Raw genomic sequence first — 14,671 nt, 5'->3', positions numbered from 1 at the left:
TTCTCGGCAACGGGCCCACGACCCCGTGGGTGGGCATCCCGTGCGGCCGGAGCGACGCCCGGTCGGTGGTGTCGTCAGAGCCACCCGTGGCGGCGGCCGCCACACTCCCCGGCCCGACTGTGGCGGGTGCGCACATGGGAACGGCCCGTCCGTGTCCCGGATGATTCCGACCATGACAAGCGGAACCCCTCCCGTGGACCACCCCACAGCAGCCGCAGCCGCGGGCATCGACCTGGCGGGCCGCACCGCCCTGGTGACCGGCGCCGGAAGCGGCATCGGGCGGGCCTGCGCCACCGCGCTCGCTGCCGCCGGGGCCCACGTACACGTGGTGGACGTCGATGCCGCCGCGGCCCGGTCCGTCGCCGAGTCGATCGGCGGGCGGGCCCACGTGGTGGACCTGGCGCAGGCCGGGCCCGTCGGGGAACTCCCCACCGACATCGACATCCTGGTCAACAACGCCGGACTCCAGCACATCGCCCCGCTGGACGAGTTCCCTCCGGACCGGTTCGAGCACATGCAGCGCGTGATGGTCCAGGCCCCCTTCCTCCTGCTCCGCCAGACCCTGCCGTACATGTACGCGCGGGGCTGGGGCCGCGTCGTCAACATCTCCAGCGTGCACGGCCATCGCGCCAGCGCGTTCAAGGCCGGCTACGTGACCGCGAAGCACGCCCTCGAAGGGCTGAGCAAGGTCGCGGCCGTCGAAGGCGCCCCGCACGGGGTCACCAGCAACTGCGTCAACCCCGGCTACGTCCGCACCCCGCTGGTGGAACGGCAGATCGCGGCCCAGGCCGCCGCCCACGGCATCGACGCCGATCAGGTCGTCGCCGACGTGATGCTCAGCCGCTCCGCGGTCAAGCGGCTGATCGAACCGGAGGAGGTCGCCGCCGCCGTCCTGTGGCTCTGCGGCCCGCACACCGGCTACGTCACGGGTGCCTCGATCCCCCTGGACGGCGGCTGGACCGCGGCCTGAACACCGCGGCCCGGGTCATGCGGTCATGCGGTCATACGGCCGGTCGGCCGTGCCTCGGCGGCCGCCCGGGATCGGCCCGGCGTATTCGCATACGCGTATGATCCGGCGGGCAGAACGGTCGGCGGAGAGGAAGCACCTTCATGTCACGGAGCGCGGCGTCGGGCGGGCAGTTGGACGAGCTCGCGGCGTTCGCCCTGGAGCACGTGTGCGACGCGCCGGCAGAGCGCGGGAACGCGGGCATCGGGGCCGTGTTCCTGTTCGCCGACGACATCGATGACCGGTACCTGTACACCTTCGCGGATCTCGCCGAGGCCCGCGCGCACCTGGCCGATCCGACGCACGGGTACCTCCGCTGCACGGTGGCCTGGCGACCCGCTCCGGACGTGTTCGCCGTCCAGGCCCAGGAGATCGGCAGCGCCACGTCCTTCCTGCTGACCCGGCGCCGCGTCGCGGACGGACCGGCCGACGAGGTCGTACGCACCGATGGAGCGCGAGCGCTCCTGCCGCCGTCCGGCCCGATGGCGAAGGTGACGACCGAGGCGCAGGCGACGACGGAGTCGGAAGCCGCCGATCCGGCGGAGTTGGAAGAGCTGGAAGAGCTGGAGTACGGCTTCGAGCGGGCCGTCGACTCCGGGGAGGTGCTGGCCGAGGCGGACGACCGGCTGCGGAGGTGGGTCGGCCGCGCGGGGGAGAGCGACTTGGTGACCGCCGAGAAGTGGTTGCTCAGCCGGTTTCCCCACGTGCAGGAGCATGACCCGGCGGACGACGTTCTCCCGGAGGAAGCCGCCGGCGGGACCTGGGTGCCCGGACGCTACGTGATCACCTTCCGCGCCGACGCTGCCCCGACCGGCCCGGTCGCGGCCCTCGCCACCTGGGACGGGGTCGCCCGGCAGGCCCGCGAGGTCCTGGGGCCGACCGCCGCCGCGGCCGCCGAGGCCGACGGGACGGCCGTGGTACATCCGGTCAGCGGGGTACGCCTGGCCTGGGACCGGACCTCGGACCGGTACGAGGTGTCGGCACCCCTGCCACGTGACTCCGTGCCGGCGCTGACGGCGCTGGAACAGCTCGTGCAGCTGGCGCTGACCGTCCAGTTGGAGACAGGCCGGCGCGCCGTCGACCCCCAGCTGGGTCTGTACGTCGACCGGCTCGGCGGAACGACGTGGCCCCGCCGGTTCCGGCTGTTCTCGCGAGCCGTACGGGCGTTCCGCCCCGGCCTGACGTAGGGCGGGACGGCCGCGCCGGGCCCCGTCACCCGATCGGCCACGGGCCGCGCCCGCCTTCGCTCGTACGGTGGACCTAGCATGCGGTCCATGACAGGGGTGTCCAAGAAGATCGAGGGCGTTCGCGTGCAGGTCGCCCTGAAGACGGCCGAGGACGTCATCCACCTGGTCGTCGCGGTGTTCCTGGTGCTGCTCGCCGCGCTGCTGGCGGTCGGAGTCGTCGGCGACGTCGTGGCGGCCTTCCGGGGACCGTACGAAGAGCAGACGATCGTGCTGTCGGCGCTGGACAGCAGCCTGGTGCTGTTCATCGTCGCCGAGCTCCTGCACACGGTGCGCCTGACCATCCGAGACCGGGCACTGAACGCGGAACCCTTCCTCGTCGTCGGCATGATCGCCGGTGTGCGCAAGGTGCTCATCGTGACCGCCGAGTCCGAGAAGTCCTTCAGCTGGCAGGTCCAGGGCATCGAACTGGTCATCCTCACGGCGCTGATCCTCGTCATGACGCTCGCGCTCTTCATCTGGCGTCGCGCCATGGCCATCGGCGCGCGCCCCGAGATGAAACTGCCGAGCTAGCGCCGCGAGCGAGCGAACAGGCGTGGCGTCATGCGGTGGAGCGTGAGGGGACGTGAGGGGACGTGACAAATGTAATGGCCTGTCAAGGTGCTTCTCCTTCTGCAGGTTGATGCCCGGTTCGTCCTGGCGGAGGAGTCCGCACCGCAGGTCGGGGGTCAAGAATTGAGGTGACCAAGATCGCCGGGCCCCAACGGGCCACCGACGAGGAGCCGCCGTGCCCCACACCCGTCCTGCCGACCGTCCTGCCCTCCGACCCGCCGACCGGCGCGCACGGCGACTGCGCCGCGCCGCCTCGGCGAGCGCCATCGCCGTGGCCCTGCTCGCCGGCCTCGCCCCGGCCGCCAGCGCCGCGGGCCAGGGCCCGCTGCCCGTTCAATCCCAGGCTGCGGCCCGGCAGCACCTCGACCGGGCCAAGCTGCAGGCCGGGCTGAACGCGGTCCAGGAGGCCGGCGTGTACGGCATCTTCTCCGCCGTCCGGGACGGCCGCCAGCGCTTCGACGGCGCCGCCGGCATCGCCGACGTCTCCACCGGGCGCCCGGTCCGCCCCGACCTCCGCCACCGCGTCGGCAGCGTGACGAAGACGTTCACCGCCGTCGCCGTGCTCCAGCAGTCCGCGAAGGGCCGGGTGGAGCTGGACCGGCCGGTCGGCGACTACGTGCCCGAACTCCTGCCCGGCGAGCGCGGCCGCAAGGTGACCGTGCGCATGCTCCTCAACCACACCAGCGGGATCAACGACTACATAGCGGGTGCCTTCCCCTCCCTGCTGGAGGGCAGCACGACCAGCCTGGACGACCACCGTTTCCGCACGATACGGCCCGCCGAGCTGATCAAGTACGGGGTGGACCGGCCGCAGCTGTTCGAGCCCGGCACCGACTGGACCTACTCCAACACCAACTACGTGCTGCTGGGCGAGATCCTCCGCAAGGTGACCGGCCAGGACCCGGAGCGGCTGATCACCCAGGACGTGATCCGGCGGGCGGGCCTGCGGGACACCTACTTCCCGGGCAACGACCCGCACATCCGCGGCGCGCACGCCCGCATGTACGAGAACTTCTACGGGCTCATCGACCCGCCGCGCGACTACAGCGTCTACAACATGACCTGGGCCGGCACCGCGGGCGCACTCATCTCGACCCCGCAGGACCTCAACACCTTCTACCGCGCCCTGCTGACGGGCGACCTGCTGCCGCGCCGCCAGCTGGACCAGATGCGCACCACCGTCGACGTCAAGGACGAGACGGGAGCCGTGGGCATGCGCTACGGCCTCGGCATCTACACCCTGGACACGCCGTGCGGCCCGGCCTGGGGCCACGACGGGGGCGTCTTCGGTGCCGGAACGTGGGCCATGTCCAGCCCGGACGGCAGCCGCCAGTTCGCCCTCGGGTACAACCTGATGAAGTACCAGCGCCTCACCGCGGACAACACGGCCTTCATCCCGCACCCGGCCGACGCCGCGATGAGGGACTACCGCGACCAGTCCCTGTGCGGCACCACCACGCCGCGCACACCGGACCCCGCCGCGAAGAACCGCTCGGCCGAGCCGCCGGCAACGCAGTCCCCGGCCGCACCCCCCGCCCTGCCCCCGACCGTCTCGCTCCTCCCCGCGCCCCTGCCCCTCCCCGCCCGCTGACCCGACGGCAGAGTCAGGACGAGGGGCCCTCTTCCCGTCGCTGTCCTGCCGGGGCAGCGACGGGGGAGGGCGGCACGCGCTGCGGTTGCGGCGCCGTTGCCGGCTCGGGCAACGGCGCCGGCTCCGGCGTGGTGGCCGGTCGTGCCGCCTCGCCGGCCGGTGGCACCGGCTCGTTGCGGCGGCGGGTCCACAGCAGGGCTCCGGCCAGCAGGGCCGTGCCCCCGAGCAGCCAGGGCAGCGGGCCCGCCGGAAGGATGCCGACGGCCAGGCCGGCCAGGGCAGCGGTCAGTTGCAGGGCGAGGGACTGCGTGGAGAGGGCGGTGGCGCGTCCCGATCCCGCGACCCGGCGGTGCAGCAGGTCGTTCTCGCTCGGGCCTGCCGAGCCGAGACCGAAGTAGACCAGGACGTACCCCGCGGCCGCGAGGCCCAGGGCGACCGGGCTCGTGGCCGCGACGGTGGCCGCGAGCAGGAGCAGGCCGCCCGCGCTGATGCCCAGGCTCGTGGTCACCGCGCGCTCGCCGCTGCCCGCGAGCCGCGCGACGAACGGCGCGAAGTGGCTGCCGAGAGCCGAGCAGACGAAACCGGCGCAGGCGAGACCCGCGAAGAGCACCGCACCGGACTCCGACGTACCGGTGAGCCCTGCGGCACGGCCTGGCGTCAGCAGTTCGAGCGTGGCCAAGGCGGCCCCGGCGGCCGCGGCGCTCAGGATCACCCGGCGGACGAGTGCGTCGCGTCCGGCGAGGCGCAGACCAGCCATGACGGTCGCCGGAACGTCCCGGACGACGCCGCGCAGGGTGGCAGGTGGCCGGGGCGGCTCGGGCAGGGCGGTCAGGACGTACAGCACGAACACGACCTCGACGGCAGCACCCAGCAGCAGTGGGAGGGAGAGCGGGAGCACCAGCCCGGAGGTGGACTCGCCCAGCCAGGTGCCGAGGCCGGGGGCGAGCCCGAAGAGCCACGGCAGACCTCCACCGAGAAGGGTGCCGGCCGCGAGCGCGGCGGAGGTCGCGGAACTGCCACGGGCCAGACCGGTGCGCAGTTCGGCGCCGGGGCCGGAGTGAGACTGGACGGTGTCGACGAACCAGGCTTCGGCCGGTCCGCTGGACAGGGCGCGGCCCGCGCCCATCAAGGTCATGCCGACGGCGAGCACCCAGGGAGTGGTGCCGAGGGCCACGAGGGTCAAAGCGGCCAGGTTCAGCAGACCGGCGGCGGCCAGCACCCTGCGACGCCCGACGACATCGGACAGGCCCCCGGTGGGCAGTTCCAGTACGGCGGCGGACAGGGAGTGTGCGGCGAAGAAGGCCGTGATGGCGACCAGGGCCATGCCGCGCTCGGTGAAGAGCAGGACCAGGGGGGAGATGGCCAGTCCCAGCGGCAGCCAGAAGAGGACGCTCACCGTGACGTACCGACGGCACGCGGCGGGTGGGTCCAGCGGCGGCCTGGTCACGATGCCTCCTCGGTATGCGGCTCGACCTCGGGCTCGGCATCCGGCTTCGCAGGGGAGGATGTCTCCGGCTCCCCGCCGGGGTCACGCGGTGCGAGGGGGAGTCCGGCTGTCAGGAGCACCACCTGTGCGGCACGCGGATCCCCCGCATCGCGGGCCGTCAGTTCCTCCAGCTTGCGGTCGATCGCCTGCCACAGTTCGGTGAGGGACTCCGGGGTCAGACGGGGCATCAGGTCGCTGATCCCTGACGGTTCCGTCCACTCCGGACCGAGGCGACCGGCGCCGGTGTCCGCCTCGTGCCGGACGAGAGACGACCGCAGGTGCTCGATCTGGGTCCTGCGCGACAGGCTGACGTAGGCGCGGCTGTCCGGTGAGGCTTCCATGGCCTTGTTGCTCCAGGAGGTCACGGCGTGCACCGCCTGCCAGCGCCGCTCCCGGCCGTCACGATGCTCGGCCTCGGCGACGAACGCGTACTTCGCCAGCACCCGCAGGTGATAACTGGTCGCGGCGGACGACTCCCCTGTTGCGACCGCGAGTTCGCTCGCGGTGGCGGGGCCGTCCTGCCGCAGCATGCCGAGCAGCCGGATGCGCAAGGGATGGGTGAGCGCCTTCAGGGCCGCCGCGTCCTGCTCGGGGTCGAGTACGCGCTCGTGCTCGTGCTGTTCGCTGACCATGACGGGAGGGTAAGGCAGCCCGGGAGTTTTCCCATAGTATTTTTGCAGACATTGTTTGGGGAATGGTTCGGAGTGCGGCTCGGGGGCTCGGCCCCAGCCCTGGGCAGGCCTGCTGCGGCGTGCGGAAAGGGCTGATGTCAGAACCAGCGCCTAGCCTCTGGGTCATGTCTGAGACTTCCGAGGGTGCGCCCCACGACGTGAGTGCCATGCTGTCGAATCCGGGGCTGCTGGTCGCGGCCGAACCGGGCCGCGCACTCGAGCTGTTGGACCGGGCGCGCGATCCGGAGGCCCGGTTCGTCGCGGCGGTGTACCGGTCCTCGGTCGACGTGCACCGGACCCTCGGGGCGGGCCTGCGCCGCCAGGTGTTGGCCCTGGACGCCGCCCGGCTCGGTGACCGGGAGCTGGCCGCATGGTTCGCGGCGGCTGAACTGCCCGGCGAAGCCCCTGCCGCGTGGACCGCGGACTGGGCGAGCGGGCCGGACCACCGACTGCTGCGCACCCTCGTCGGCCACGACGGCCCGGTGACGGCGGTGGCGACGGCGGTCGTCGACGGCACGCCGGTCGCGGTCTCCGGCAGCCGCGACGCCACGGTGCGCATATGGGACTTGGCAACGGGCGTCCCCTTCCACCATCCCGTCACCGGCCCCACCGACCTGGTGTCGTCGATGACGGCCGAGGTCCGGTCCGTGGCCACGGCGGTGCTCGACCGGAAGCCGGTGGCGTTCACGCTGTACGCCGACGAGACGGTCCTCGTCTGGGACCTGGCCACGGGCCGCGCGGCCGGGGAATGCGTCAGGTTCGTGGAGAGCACGGAGCTGGACGGGCGTGGTGTCGTCCTCACGCGGGGCGGGGCGCGGACCCTGCGTGTGTGGGACCTGCTCACCGGCCGCCAGGTCGGCTCGTTCCCCTGGGCGACGGGCCTTGCGACGCTGGACGGTCGCCGCGTCGTCCTCACCGTCGACGGCATCGACGCCGACCGCACCGTACGCGTATGGGACCTGAGTACGGGCAGCGAACTGGGAGAGTCCCTTGAGGTGGTGAGGACCGCCGAACTCGACGGGCACCTGGTCGCCTTCACCGCCGAGGTCGACCCGGCGCCCCGCGCGTGGGATCTGACCACCGGCCGCCCGGTGGACATCGCTCCGGGCGACGACCCGGCTCGCTCCGAGGCGGAGGACCTGCCCGCTGCGTCGACCGTGACCGTGGTGCAGGGGCGAGTCGTCGCCGTTGGCCTCGACCACGAAGAGCCCGAGCTCATCGGGGACCTCGCCCCCGCTCGCCGGAACGGCGTATCGGTACGGGGTCAGGAGACCGCAGTGCTCGCCGGGCGCACCGTCGCCCTCACCGCCGGAGCGGACGGGACGCTGCGCTTCTGGGACCTGACGACCGAACACCATCGCACGGACGGCATGCGCGTGATCGACAGCATCGCCCCGGAGGGCCGGCCGCCTGTTCCCTCCGCCGACTCGGCCCCCTCCGCCGACTCGGCCCCCTCGGTCGACGCGGAGGAGCAGGGCCCGCTGTGGCGCCTGCTCTCCGGCCGTGAGAACGGCGGGTCCAGCAGGGGCAGTACGGTCCAGGTGGGGAGTCGTGCGGTGCGGGAAGAGGGCGCGGTCGTCCTCACCGCGGAGAAGGACGGCACGGTGGTGGTCCGCGCGACGAACAAGCTTCCCGTGGGCCGGCCCCTCACCGGCCACACCGACCGGGTGTGGAGCATGGACATTACGGAGGCGGAGGCGGAGGGGCAGACGGAGGGGGAGCCGGGGGCCACCCTCGCCGTCACCACCGCTCTCGACCAGACCGTACGGGTGTGGGACGTGGCAGCCGGGCGTCAGCACGGCTCACCGCTGACCGGCCACACCGGCCAGGTCTGGGACGTGTCCACCACGACGGCGGCCGGACGTCCGGTGGCCGTCACCGCGGGCGCCGACCACACCCTTCGCGTCTGGGACCTCGCCGGGGCCCGCGATACCGGCCTGCGTGGAGCGGAGCACACCGGGTCCGTACTGGCGATCGCCACGGCAGTGCTCGAAGGCCGTTCCGTAGCCGTCACGGCCGGCGCGGACCGCACCCTGCGCACCTGGGACCTGACCACCGGGCAGCAGGCTGCCGCCCCCGTCACCGACCTCGAGGGTGAGACAGCCGCCATGTCCACGGCGGTCGTGGACGGGCGCGTCGTCGTCGTGACCGCTGGTCCGGGCGCCACGTTGCGCGTCGTGGATCTGGCCGGCGGGCGAGACGCCCACGAACCCGTACTCACCCACCACGGCCGGGTGTTGGCCATCGCCACCGCGACCTTGGACGGTCACCCCGTCGCGGTCACGGCCGGCAGCGACCGAACCGCGGCCATCTGGAACCTCGCCACCGGCCGGCAGATCGGCGAGCCTCTCACCGGGCACACCAGCAGGGTCACCGCCGTCGCCACGGCTGTCCTGGAGGGCCGGCCCGTCGCCGTCACGGGAAGCTGGGACAAGACCGTACGGCTGTGGGACCTCGCCACCGGCCGGCAGATCGGCGAACCCCTGACCGGCCACACCGACTGGGTGACGTCGGTGGCCGCCACGGTGGTGGACGGGCGGCCCGCCGCGATCAGCAAGAGCCGCGACAAGACCGTCCGCCTGTGGGACCTCGCCACCATGCGGCAGAACGGTGGCGCACAGCTCTCCGGGACGGATCCCAACGGGACGGTGGCCGTCACCGTCAGGGACGGACGGCCGGTGGTGGCCACCGGGCACGGGCGGACGGTGGAGTTCTGGGATCCGACGACAGGGCGCGAAGCCGACGAGCAGTACGTGCTCCCGCTGCCGGTGGACCTCCTGAGCACCGCGCCGTGCGGGCGGCTCGTGGTCGCCTTCGGCCCGGAGATCGCGGTACTCCGCCCGACCTCCCCGAGCTGACCTGGGCCTGGGGGCCTCCCTGCTCGGCAGTGCCGTGCGGTCGGCCCCGGAGCCCCGTTACTTCAGGCCGATCTCCTCGCAAGCGGACTTGAGCCGGTCGGTGCAGATCTCGGCGATCGTGTAGACGCCGTCGTCGACCACGGTGGTCTTGACGTTGCTCTTGGTCAGGGCGACGCCCGGGACGAGCATCGACGGCACGCGCTTGGTGGTCGGGCTGTCGACGAGCTGGTTGATGATGCCGTCGATCCTCTCGCCCCTGGCCAGGGCGACGGCCATCTCCGAGGCGGCCGCGGCCTCGGGGGCGTACCGCTTGTAGACGGTCATGAACTGCTCGCCCGCCACGATCCGCTGCACACCGGCGAGTTCGGCGTCCTGGCCGGTGACCGGCGGCAGCGGGGACACGCCGGCGGTCTTGAGGGCGCTGATGATGCCGCCCGCCATGCCGTCGTTGGCCGAGTAGACGCCGACGATCTTGCCCTTGCCGAGGGCAGAGATGGCGGCCGCCATGTTGGCGTTGGCGTTCTCCGGCTTCCAGTCGACCGTGTCGTACTCCTTGCCGACGTTCACCTTGCCGTCGAGGATGGCATGCGCGCCGGCCTTGAAGTCCTTGGCGTTCGGGTCGATGACCGAACCGTTCATCATGACGATCTGGCCGTCCTTGGCCTTGTCGCCCAGCGCCTCGAGCAGGGCCTTGCCCTGGACGGTGCCGACGTCCTCGTTGTCGAACGAGGTGTACGCGTCGATCGGGCCCTCGGCCAGGCGGTCGTAGGCGACGACCGGAATTCCGGCGTCCTTGGCCTTCTTGACCGCGCCGGCGATGGCCTTGGAGTCCACCGCGTCGATGATGAGGACGTCCACCTTCTTGGCGATCATCGCGTCGACCTGGGCGCTCTGGGCGGTCGCGTCCTGCTTGGCGTTGGCGTAAAGGACCTTGCCCTTGCCGCGCGTGAGCATGGCGACCTCCTTCTCGATCAGAGGCTTGTCGAACTTCTCGTAGCGCGAGGTCTGGTCCTCGGGAAGCAGAAGGCCGACCTTGATGTCGTCGCCCTTCGCGGAGCCCCCGGGTCTTCCGTCGGCGTCGTCCCCGCTACCGCAAGCGGTGAGCGAGACGGCGGCGAGTGCGGAAGCGGCGACTGCTACGGCGGCCCGACCCAGTTGTGCGTTCACGATGTAAACCTCCCTGACGAGGCCGTGTCGTTGCGGCCGAGGTAGGGGCAGTCAACTCGGCGTCGACACCCTCGTCAAGAAGTGAATAGTTAACGTAATGGCAACGTTGCCATCACCCTCCGCGCTCGAACATTCCGGTCTTTTGCCGGTCTTTTCAGCATCATTGGCTGTGATTCACCACTTCAACTTGTGAAGCGAAATTGGGGCCGTTGCGCTGCGAATGGCCCATGTCGATCTGACGTTGGTCGCGGGGGTGGTGACGGGCGTCGAACAGGCGGCAGAGCCGGCGACCAGCCTCAGGATCCGCCCGGACGAGGCCGCGGCCGCCCGGTTCCGCGCACACCCCGTTCCTGCAGCGGCCGGACGGCCACGGGGAGGGCGGGGACCGGAGTGGCGGCCATGCGTCCCGGAGAGGCAGGCTGTACTCATGAGAGCGCCCCTGCGCTCGCCCCCGGGACCGGGAGCCGGCGGACACCACCAGGTCCTTTTCGCGCTCGCGGAGTGCCTGCCCTTCGCGCTCGCCCTGCTGGTGCTCCTCATCGAGCTCACGCCCATGCACGTCGTGTACACCGGCCCCCTGCTGGTGGCCACACCCGCGCTGGCGGCCGTGACGCTGGGGCCCAAGGGCACGCTCGTGGCGGCGGGGGTGGCCGTCGGTGTCAGCGTGACCACCGCCACCTACAACCAATCCTGGGGTGGGCAGCAGGTCTATACGAACTTCCTCGCCCTGTTCCTGGTCACGGTGGCGAGCTTCATCACGAGCCGCGCCGCGCGCACGCGCCGGGAGGGCGAGCTCAACCAGGTCCGCCGGATCGCCACGGCCGCCCAGGACGTCCTGCTGCGGCCGGTGCCGGACCGGCTGGGCCCCGTACACGCGGCCAGCATGTACCTGGCGGCCGAGAAGGGCGCGCAGATCGGCGGGGATCTGTACGACGCGGTGCAGACCCGGTACGGGGTCAGGATGATCGTCGGGGACGTCCGGGGCAAGGGACTGCCCGCCGTACGGGCCGCCGCGGTCGTGCTGGGCGCCTTCCGGGAGGCCGTGCACTACGAGGACGACCTGGCGGAGGTCATCAACCACTGCGGAGCGGCCCTGCGGCGGGACGCCGTCGTCGCGGGCGCGGGCGCGGGTACGGCCGGCGCTGACGACGCCCTCCTGGAGGCTTTCGTCACGGCGCTCGTCGTCCAGATCCCGGACGGCCCTCACATCGAGGTGATCAACCGGGGCCATCCGCCACCGCTGCTGCTGCGCCACGGCACGGTCCAGCCCTTGTTGCCCACCGCCCCCCTGCCGCCGCTCGGCCTTGAGGAATTCATCAGCGGTCCTCCCGTGGGGACGGACAGCTACCCGTTCCAACCCGGGGACCGGCTGCTGCTGTGCACCGACGGCGTCATCGAGGCCCGCGACCGGAACAACACCTTCTTCGACCTGCCCGCGGCCATGGTGACCATGCGCGACCTCCCCCGGCAGGAGTTCCTGGACGGGCTGCGCCTGGCCCTGCTCCGCCACACGCAGAGCCCGCTGGCGGACGACGTGGCGATCATCCTCGTCGACCGGCGCGAAGACGAGGGGCACCGGTCGGCCGGCGGCCCGACGTGACCTGGTGACCCGTTGACCAGGGTGGTCGGACATGGTCGGACCTGGTCGGTGGACGTCGTGGTGGAGTGCCGCCACCGCCGTCACCGGGGCTGTCAGTGGGACGGTCTAGCCTCGTCACATGATCGAGGGGGAATTCGCGGCACCGTCACCGGGCGGGCTCGCCGACGAGGTCGCGGCCGTGCTGGCCGACCGGCGCGACCCCGGCGTGGAGACGTTCGAACGCGTGCTCAACGCCGTGGTGAGTCACGCCTACCGGGACCGGGAGGCAGTGACCGCGGCGCTGCGGTCCGTCCCGCGTGAGGTGACGGTGATGTCGCACTCCCAGGTGCGCTCGGTCGCCGGCATCGTCGGCGCCGCGGTGGGGCCGGTACGAGCCGACGAGTCCTGGGAGAACGCCGGGGCGGGCTGGCTGGAGCTGTGCCGACACGCGGCGCTCGACTACGTCGCGGGAGCGCGCCTCGTGGAACTGGGCGCGCGGCTGCGGGCCGGTGATCCCGTTCCGTTCCTGCTGTCCGTGCCGAGCAGGCCGACCGGGGCGGTGGAGCCGCACGAACTGGTCGCGCGCCTCGCCGAGTACGGGCGGCTGGGCGTCCGGCCCGGCCCGGCGGACCTGGGGCAGGCGCTGCTGCGCTGCGGCGGACCGATCGAGCCCGAAGTGGTGCGCGCCGCGGAGAAGCTGGAGCTGGAGGAGGGGCCCCGGGTGGCCGCCTGGCTGCGGCAGGGCGGTCTGCCCCCACCGGCGTGGTGGCGGGAGCGTGAGTCCGGTGAGCCCGAGCGCCCGAGCAAGCGCCGGGGAGCACGGACAGGCCGCAGGATCCTGGTGGGTCACGAGGCGGTCGAGGGCCGCGGTGCCTTCCCCCGGCGTTTCTGGTCGCTGTTCCGGACGTTCGAGCCGCACATCGGCTGCCCCCACGCGTCCCTGCCGGACGGCCGGGACGCGCACACCGTCGCGACCCTGCCCTGGCACCCGGAGATCGCCGCGGCCCGGCTGCTGACGGGTGTCGCCTCGGCGGCCGACCAGGACGGCCCGGGAGCGCCCGTGTTCCTGGAAGCGCTGGCCGCGGCCGAGGGCCCGGCCGGCCCTGCGGTGCACCTGGCCGTCGCGTACGGACTCGCCTCCGGCCGCGAGCGGGACCGGGAGGCCGCCGCGCGGGCACTGGTCCTGCTGGCCTCGCGGGGCCGGCTGGACGGGGAGCTGCTGGGCCGGGAGACGACCGAACTCGTGGGGCTGGGCACGTTGAAGGTGCCCCTGCTGACCGAGTCGCTACGGGCGGCGGCCGCCCTGCCCCAAGGAGCCGCGGCGGTGTGGGCGGTCCTGGCCCCGGCGCTCCCGGGCCTCCTGGCGTGCACCCGGCCGCAGGCGCACGGGGCGCTGCTGGCCGTCGCGGCGGACTCCGCTCGGCTGTCGGGCGCGCACGGGGAGTTGCCCGAGGTCACCGCTCTCGCGCAGCGGCCGGGTTCGTCGCAGCTGCTCAAGCAGGCCCGGCGCCTGCGCGACACGCTGGCCGTGCGCTGACCGCGGGGCCGACGGCGTCCTCGGCCGGCCGCCCGACGGGGCCGGTGGCGCCGCCTCCGCGCCGTGCAGCGCGCGGCGCCGGGGCGCCCGGGTACCGGACGTACTCGGGCGCCCCGAACCATGCGTGACCCGGGAGGGAGCTCAGGCCCCGGCGCCGGCGAGGCGGCGCATCGTGTCCATGAGCTCGGGCGGCGGGGCGATGCTCATCGTCTTGGTCTCGTCGTCGAGGACGGTGATCGTGGTCAGGCTGCCCGCCCGCCACCAGAACACCCGCGGCGAGAGGCTTCCGGGGCCGTTCTCGTAGGCGCCGAGGCCGAACTGGGCGAGGTCGTTGACGGCCTCGCCCACGTGGTGGTCGGCGAGCGGGTAGAAGACGAGGTTGTGCCGGTTCGGAACCGTCAGCAGCGCTCCCTCGGCGGGGATTTCGGGACCGCCCGCGGCGCGGACCGCCTCCTCGAAGACGAGTGCCTTGCTGGCGGCGTACACGGACTCGCCGCCGATGATGTGGAGGACGGCGCCGCCGGGCCGCTCCAGCGTGTCGTAACCCACCGGTTCGGCGAGCAGGTTGGCGCGCGCGGCCGCGTAGAGCACGTCGCGGTCCACCCGGGCGACGTCCTGGTCGTCCAGCAGGCGGACGCTGTCCGGGGTGTCGTACGCGATGCCCTCCAGCAGGTCGGTGGCCACGGGCCGCAGGTAGCCGAACTGGTGGGCGGCCTCCGCCGGTATGGTCGCGGCGGCGGCCAGCCGCAGGTAGACGTGGCGCAGCGGGTCCGCGGCCGCGTCCGGGGTGGTGGGGGGCGTCTGGTCGGTCATGCGTGCTTCCTTCGGCAGTGTCGGTGGTCGGCCGCGCCCGGCGTGGCGCGCCCGCCGGGTGGGCCGGCGCTGCCGTGCGGACCGGAGCGGGGCACCCCGGCGTGTCCGGCCGCCTGGCCGACGGCCGACCGACCGGGCCCGGCGGGAGGTCAGGGGCCGGCCGCACC

Annotated in this window: 11 protein-coding genes; 7 read left to right on the top strand and 4 right to left on the bottom strand. The window is 72.8% G+C overall.

Annotated elements, in window-relative coordinates; genetic code table 11:
- The first annotated feature begins 172 nt into the window (after positions 1-172).
- From OG534_RS02060 to OG534_RS02045, 4 genes are all read left to right on the top strand, one after another.
- Entirely contained in the window at positions 173-970 is a 798-nt protein-coding gene (locus OG534_RS02060) for a 3-hydroxybutyrate dehydrogenase (RefSeq protein WP_326586336.1), read from the top strand.
- A 140-nt stretch (positions 971-1,110) separates the two neighbouring features.
- Positions 1,111-2,193 carry a hypothetical protein gene (locus OG534_RS02055; RefSeq protein WP_326586335.1) on the top strand — a complete coding sequence of 361 codons (1,083 nt, stop codon included), beginning with the start codon at positions 1,111-1,113 and terminating at the stop codon, positions 2,191-2,193.
- A gap of 87 nt (positions 2,194-2,280) precedes the next feature.
- Positions 2,281-2,763 carry a phosphate-starvation-inducible PsiE family protein gene (locus tag OG534_RS02050; protein WP_326586334.1) on the top strand — a complete coding sequence of 161 codons (483 nt, stop codon included), beginning with the start codon at positions 2,281-2,283 and terminating at the stop codon, positions 2,761-2,763.
- Positions 2,764-2,977: 214 nt separating this feature from the next.
- Positions 2,978-4,393 carry a serine hydrolase domain-containing protein gene (locus OG534_RS02045; protein ID WP_326586333.1) on the top strand — a complete coding sequence of 472 codons (1,416 nt, stop codon included), beginning with the start codon at positions 2,978-2,980 and terminating at the stop codon, positions 4,391-4,393.
- A 13-nt stretch (positions 4,394-4,406) separates the two neighbouring features.
- On the opposite strand, the gene OG534_RS02040 is transcribed toward OG534_RS02045, so the two are convergent.
- Both OG534_RS02040 and OG534_RS02035 read right to left on the bottom strand, forming a co-directional pair.
- A complete protein-coding gene (locus OG534_RS02040) occupies positions 4,407-5,840 on the bottom strand; it encodes an MFS transporter (protein ID WP_326586332.1) in 1,434 nt (477 codons plus the stop codon).
- On the bottom strand, positions 5,837-6,511 hold the full coding sequence (locus OG534_RS02035; protein ID WP_326586331.1) for an ArsR/SmtB family transcription factor: 675 nt from the start codon (positions 6,509-6,511) through the stop codon (positions 5,837-5,839). Before OG534_RS02035 ends, OG534_RS02040 begins: the two co-directional genes overlap by 4 nt.
- A 164-nt stretch (positions 6,512-6,675) precedes the next feature.
- On the opposite strand from OG534_RS02035, the gene OG534_RS02030 reads away from it, so the two are divergent.
- A complete protein-coding gene (locus OG534_RS02030; RefSeq protein WP_326586330.1) occupies positions 6,676-9,408 on the top strand; it encodes a WD40 repeat domain-containing protein in 2,733 nt (910 codons plus the stop codon).
- Between the two features lie 57 nt (positions 9,409-9,465).
- Here the strand turns inward: OG534_RS02030 and OG534_RS02025 are convergent, their stop codons facing one another.
- The gene (locus OG534_RS02025) at positions 9,466-10,575 is read right to left on the bottom strand and encodes a sugar ABC transporter substrate-binding protein (RefSeq protein ID WP_326586329.1); all 1,110 of its coding nucleotides are present in this window, start codon (positions 10,573-10,575) and stop codon (positions 9,466-9,468) included.
- A gap of 427 nt (positions 10,576-11,002) precedes the next feature.
- Here OG534_RS02025 and OG534_RS02020 point away from each other — a divergent pair, with 427 nt between their 5' ends.
- Together OG534_RS02020 and OG534_RS02015 are read left to right on the top strand one after the other, a co-directional pair.
- The gene (locus tag OG534_RS02020; protein WP_326586328.1) at positions 11,003-12,175 is read left to right on the top strand and encodes a PP2C family protein-serine/threonine phosphatase; all 1,173 of its coding nucleotides are present in this window, start codon (positions 11,003-11,005) and stop codon (positions 12,173-12,175) included.
- A 118-nt stretch (positions 12,176-12,293) separates the two neighbouring features.
- The gene (locus tag OG534_RS02015; protein ID WP_326586327.1) at positions 12,294-13,691 is read left to right on the top strand and encodes a hypothetical protein; all 1,398 of its coding nucleotides are present in this window, start codon (positions 12,294-12,296) and stop codon (positions 13,689-13,691) included.
- A 141-nt stretch (positions 13,692-13,832) separates the two neighbouring features.
- Here OG534_RS02015 and OG534_RS02010 read toward each other — a convergent pair whose 3' ends face one another.
- Positions 13,833-14,504: a hypothetical protein gene (locus tag OG534_RS02010; protein WP_326586326.1), complete on the bottom strand. Its 672-nt coding sequence runs from the start codon at positions 14,502-14,504 to the stop codon at positions 13,833-13,835.
- Between the last annotated feature and the right edge of the window lie 167 nt (positions 14,505-14,671).

This window comes from Streptomyces sp. NBC_01294 (assembly GCF_035917235.1).
In the GTDB taxonomy this organism is placed as follows: Bacteria; Actinomycetota; Actinomycetes; order Streptomycetales; family Streptomycetaceae; genus Streptomyces; species Streptomyces caledonius.
This window is presented reverse-complemented; position numbering and strand designations above follow the sequence as displayed.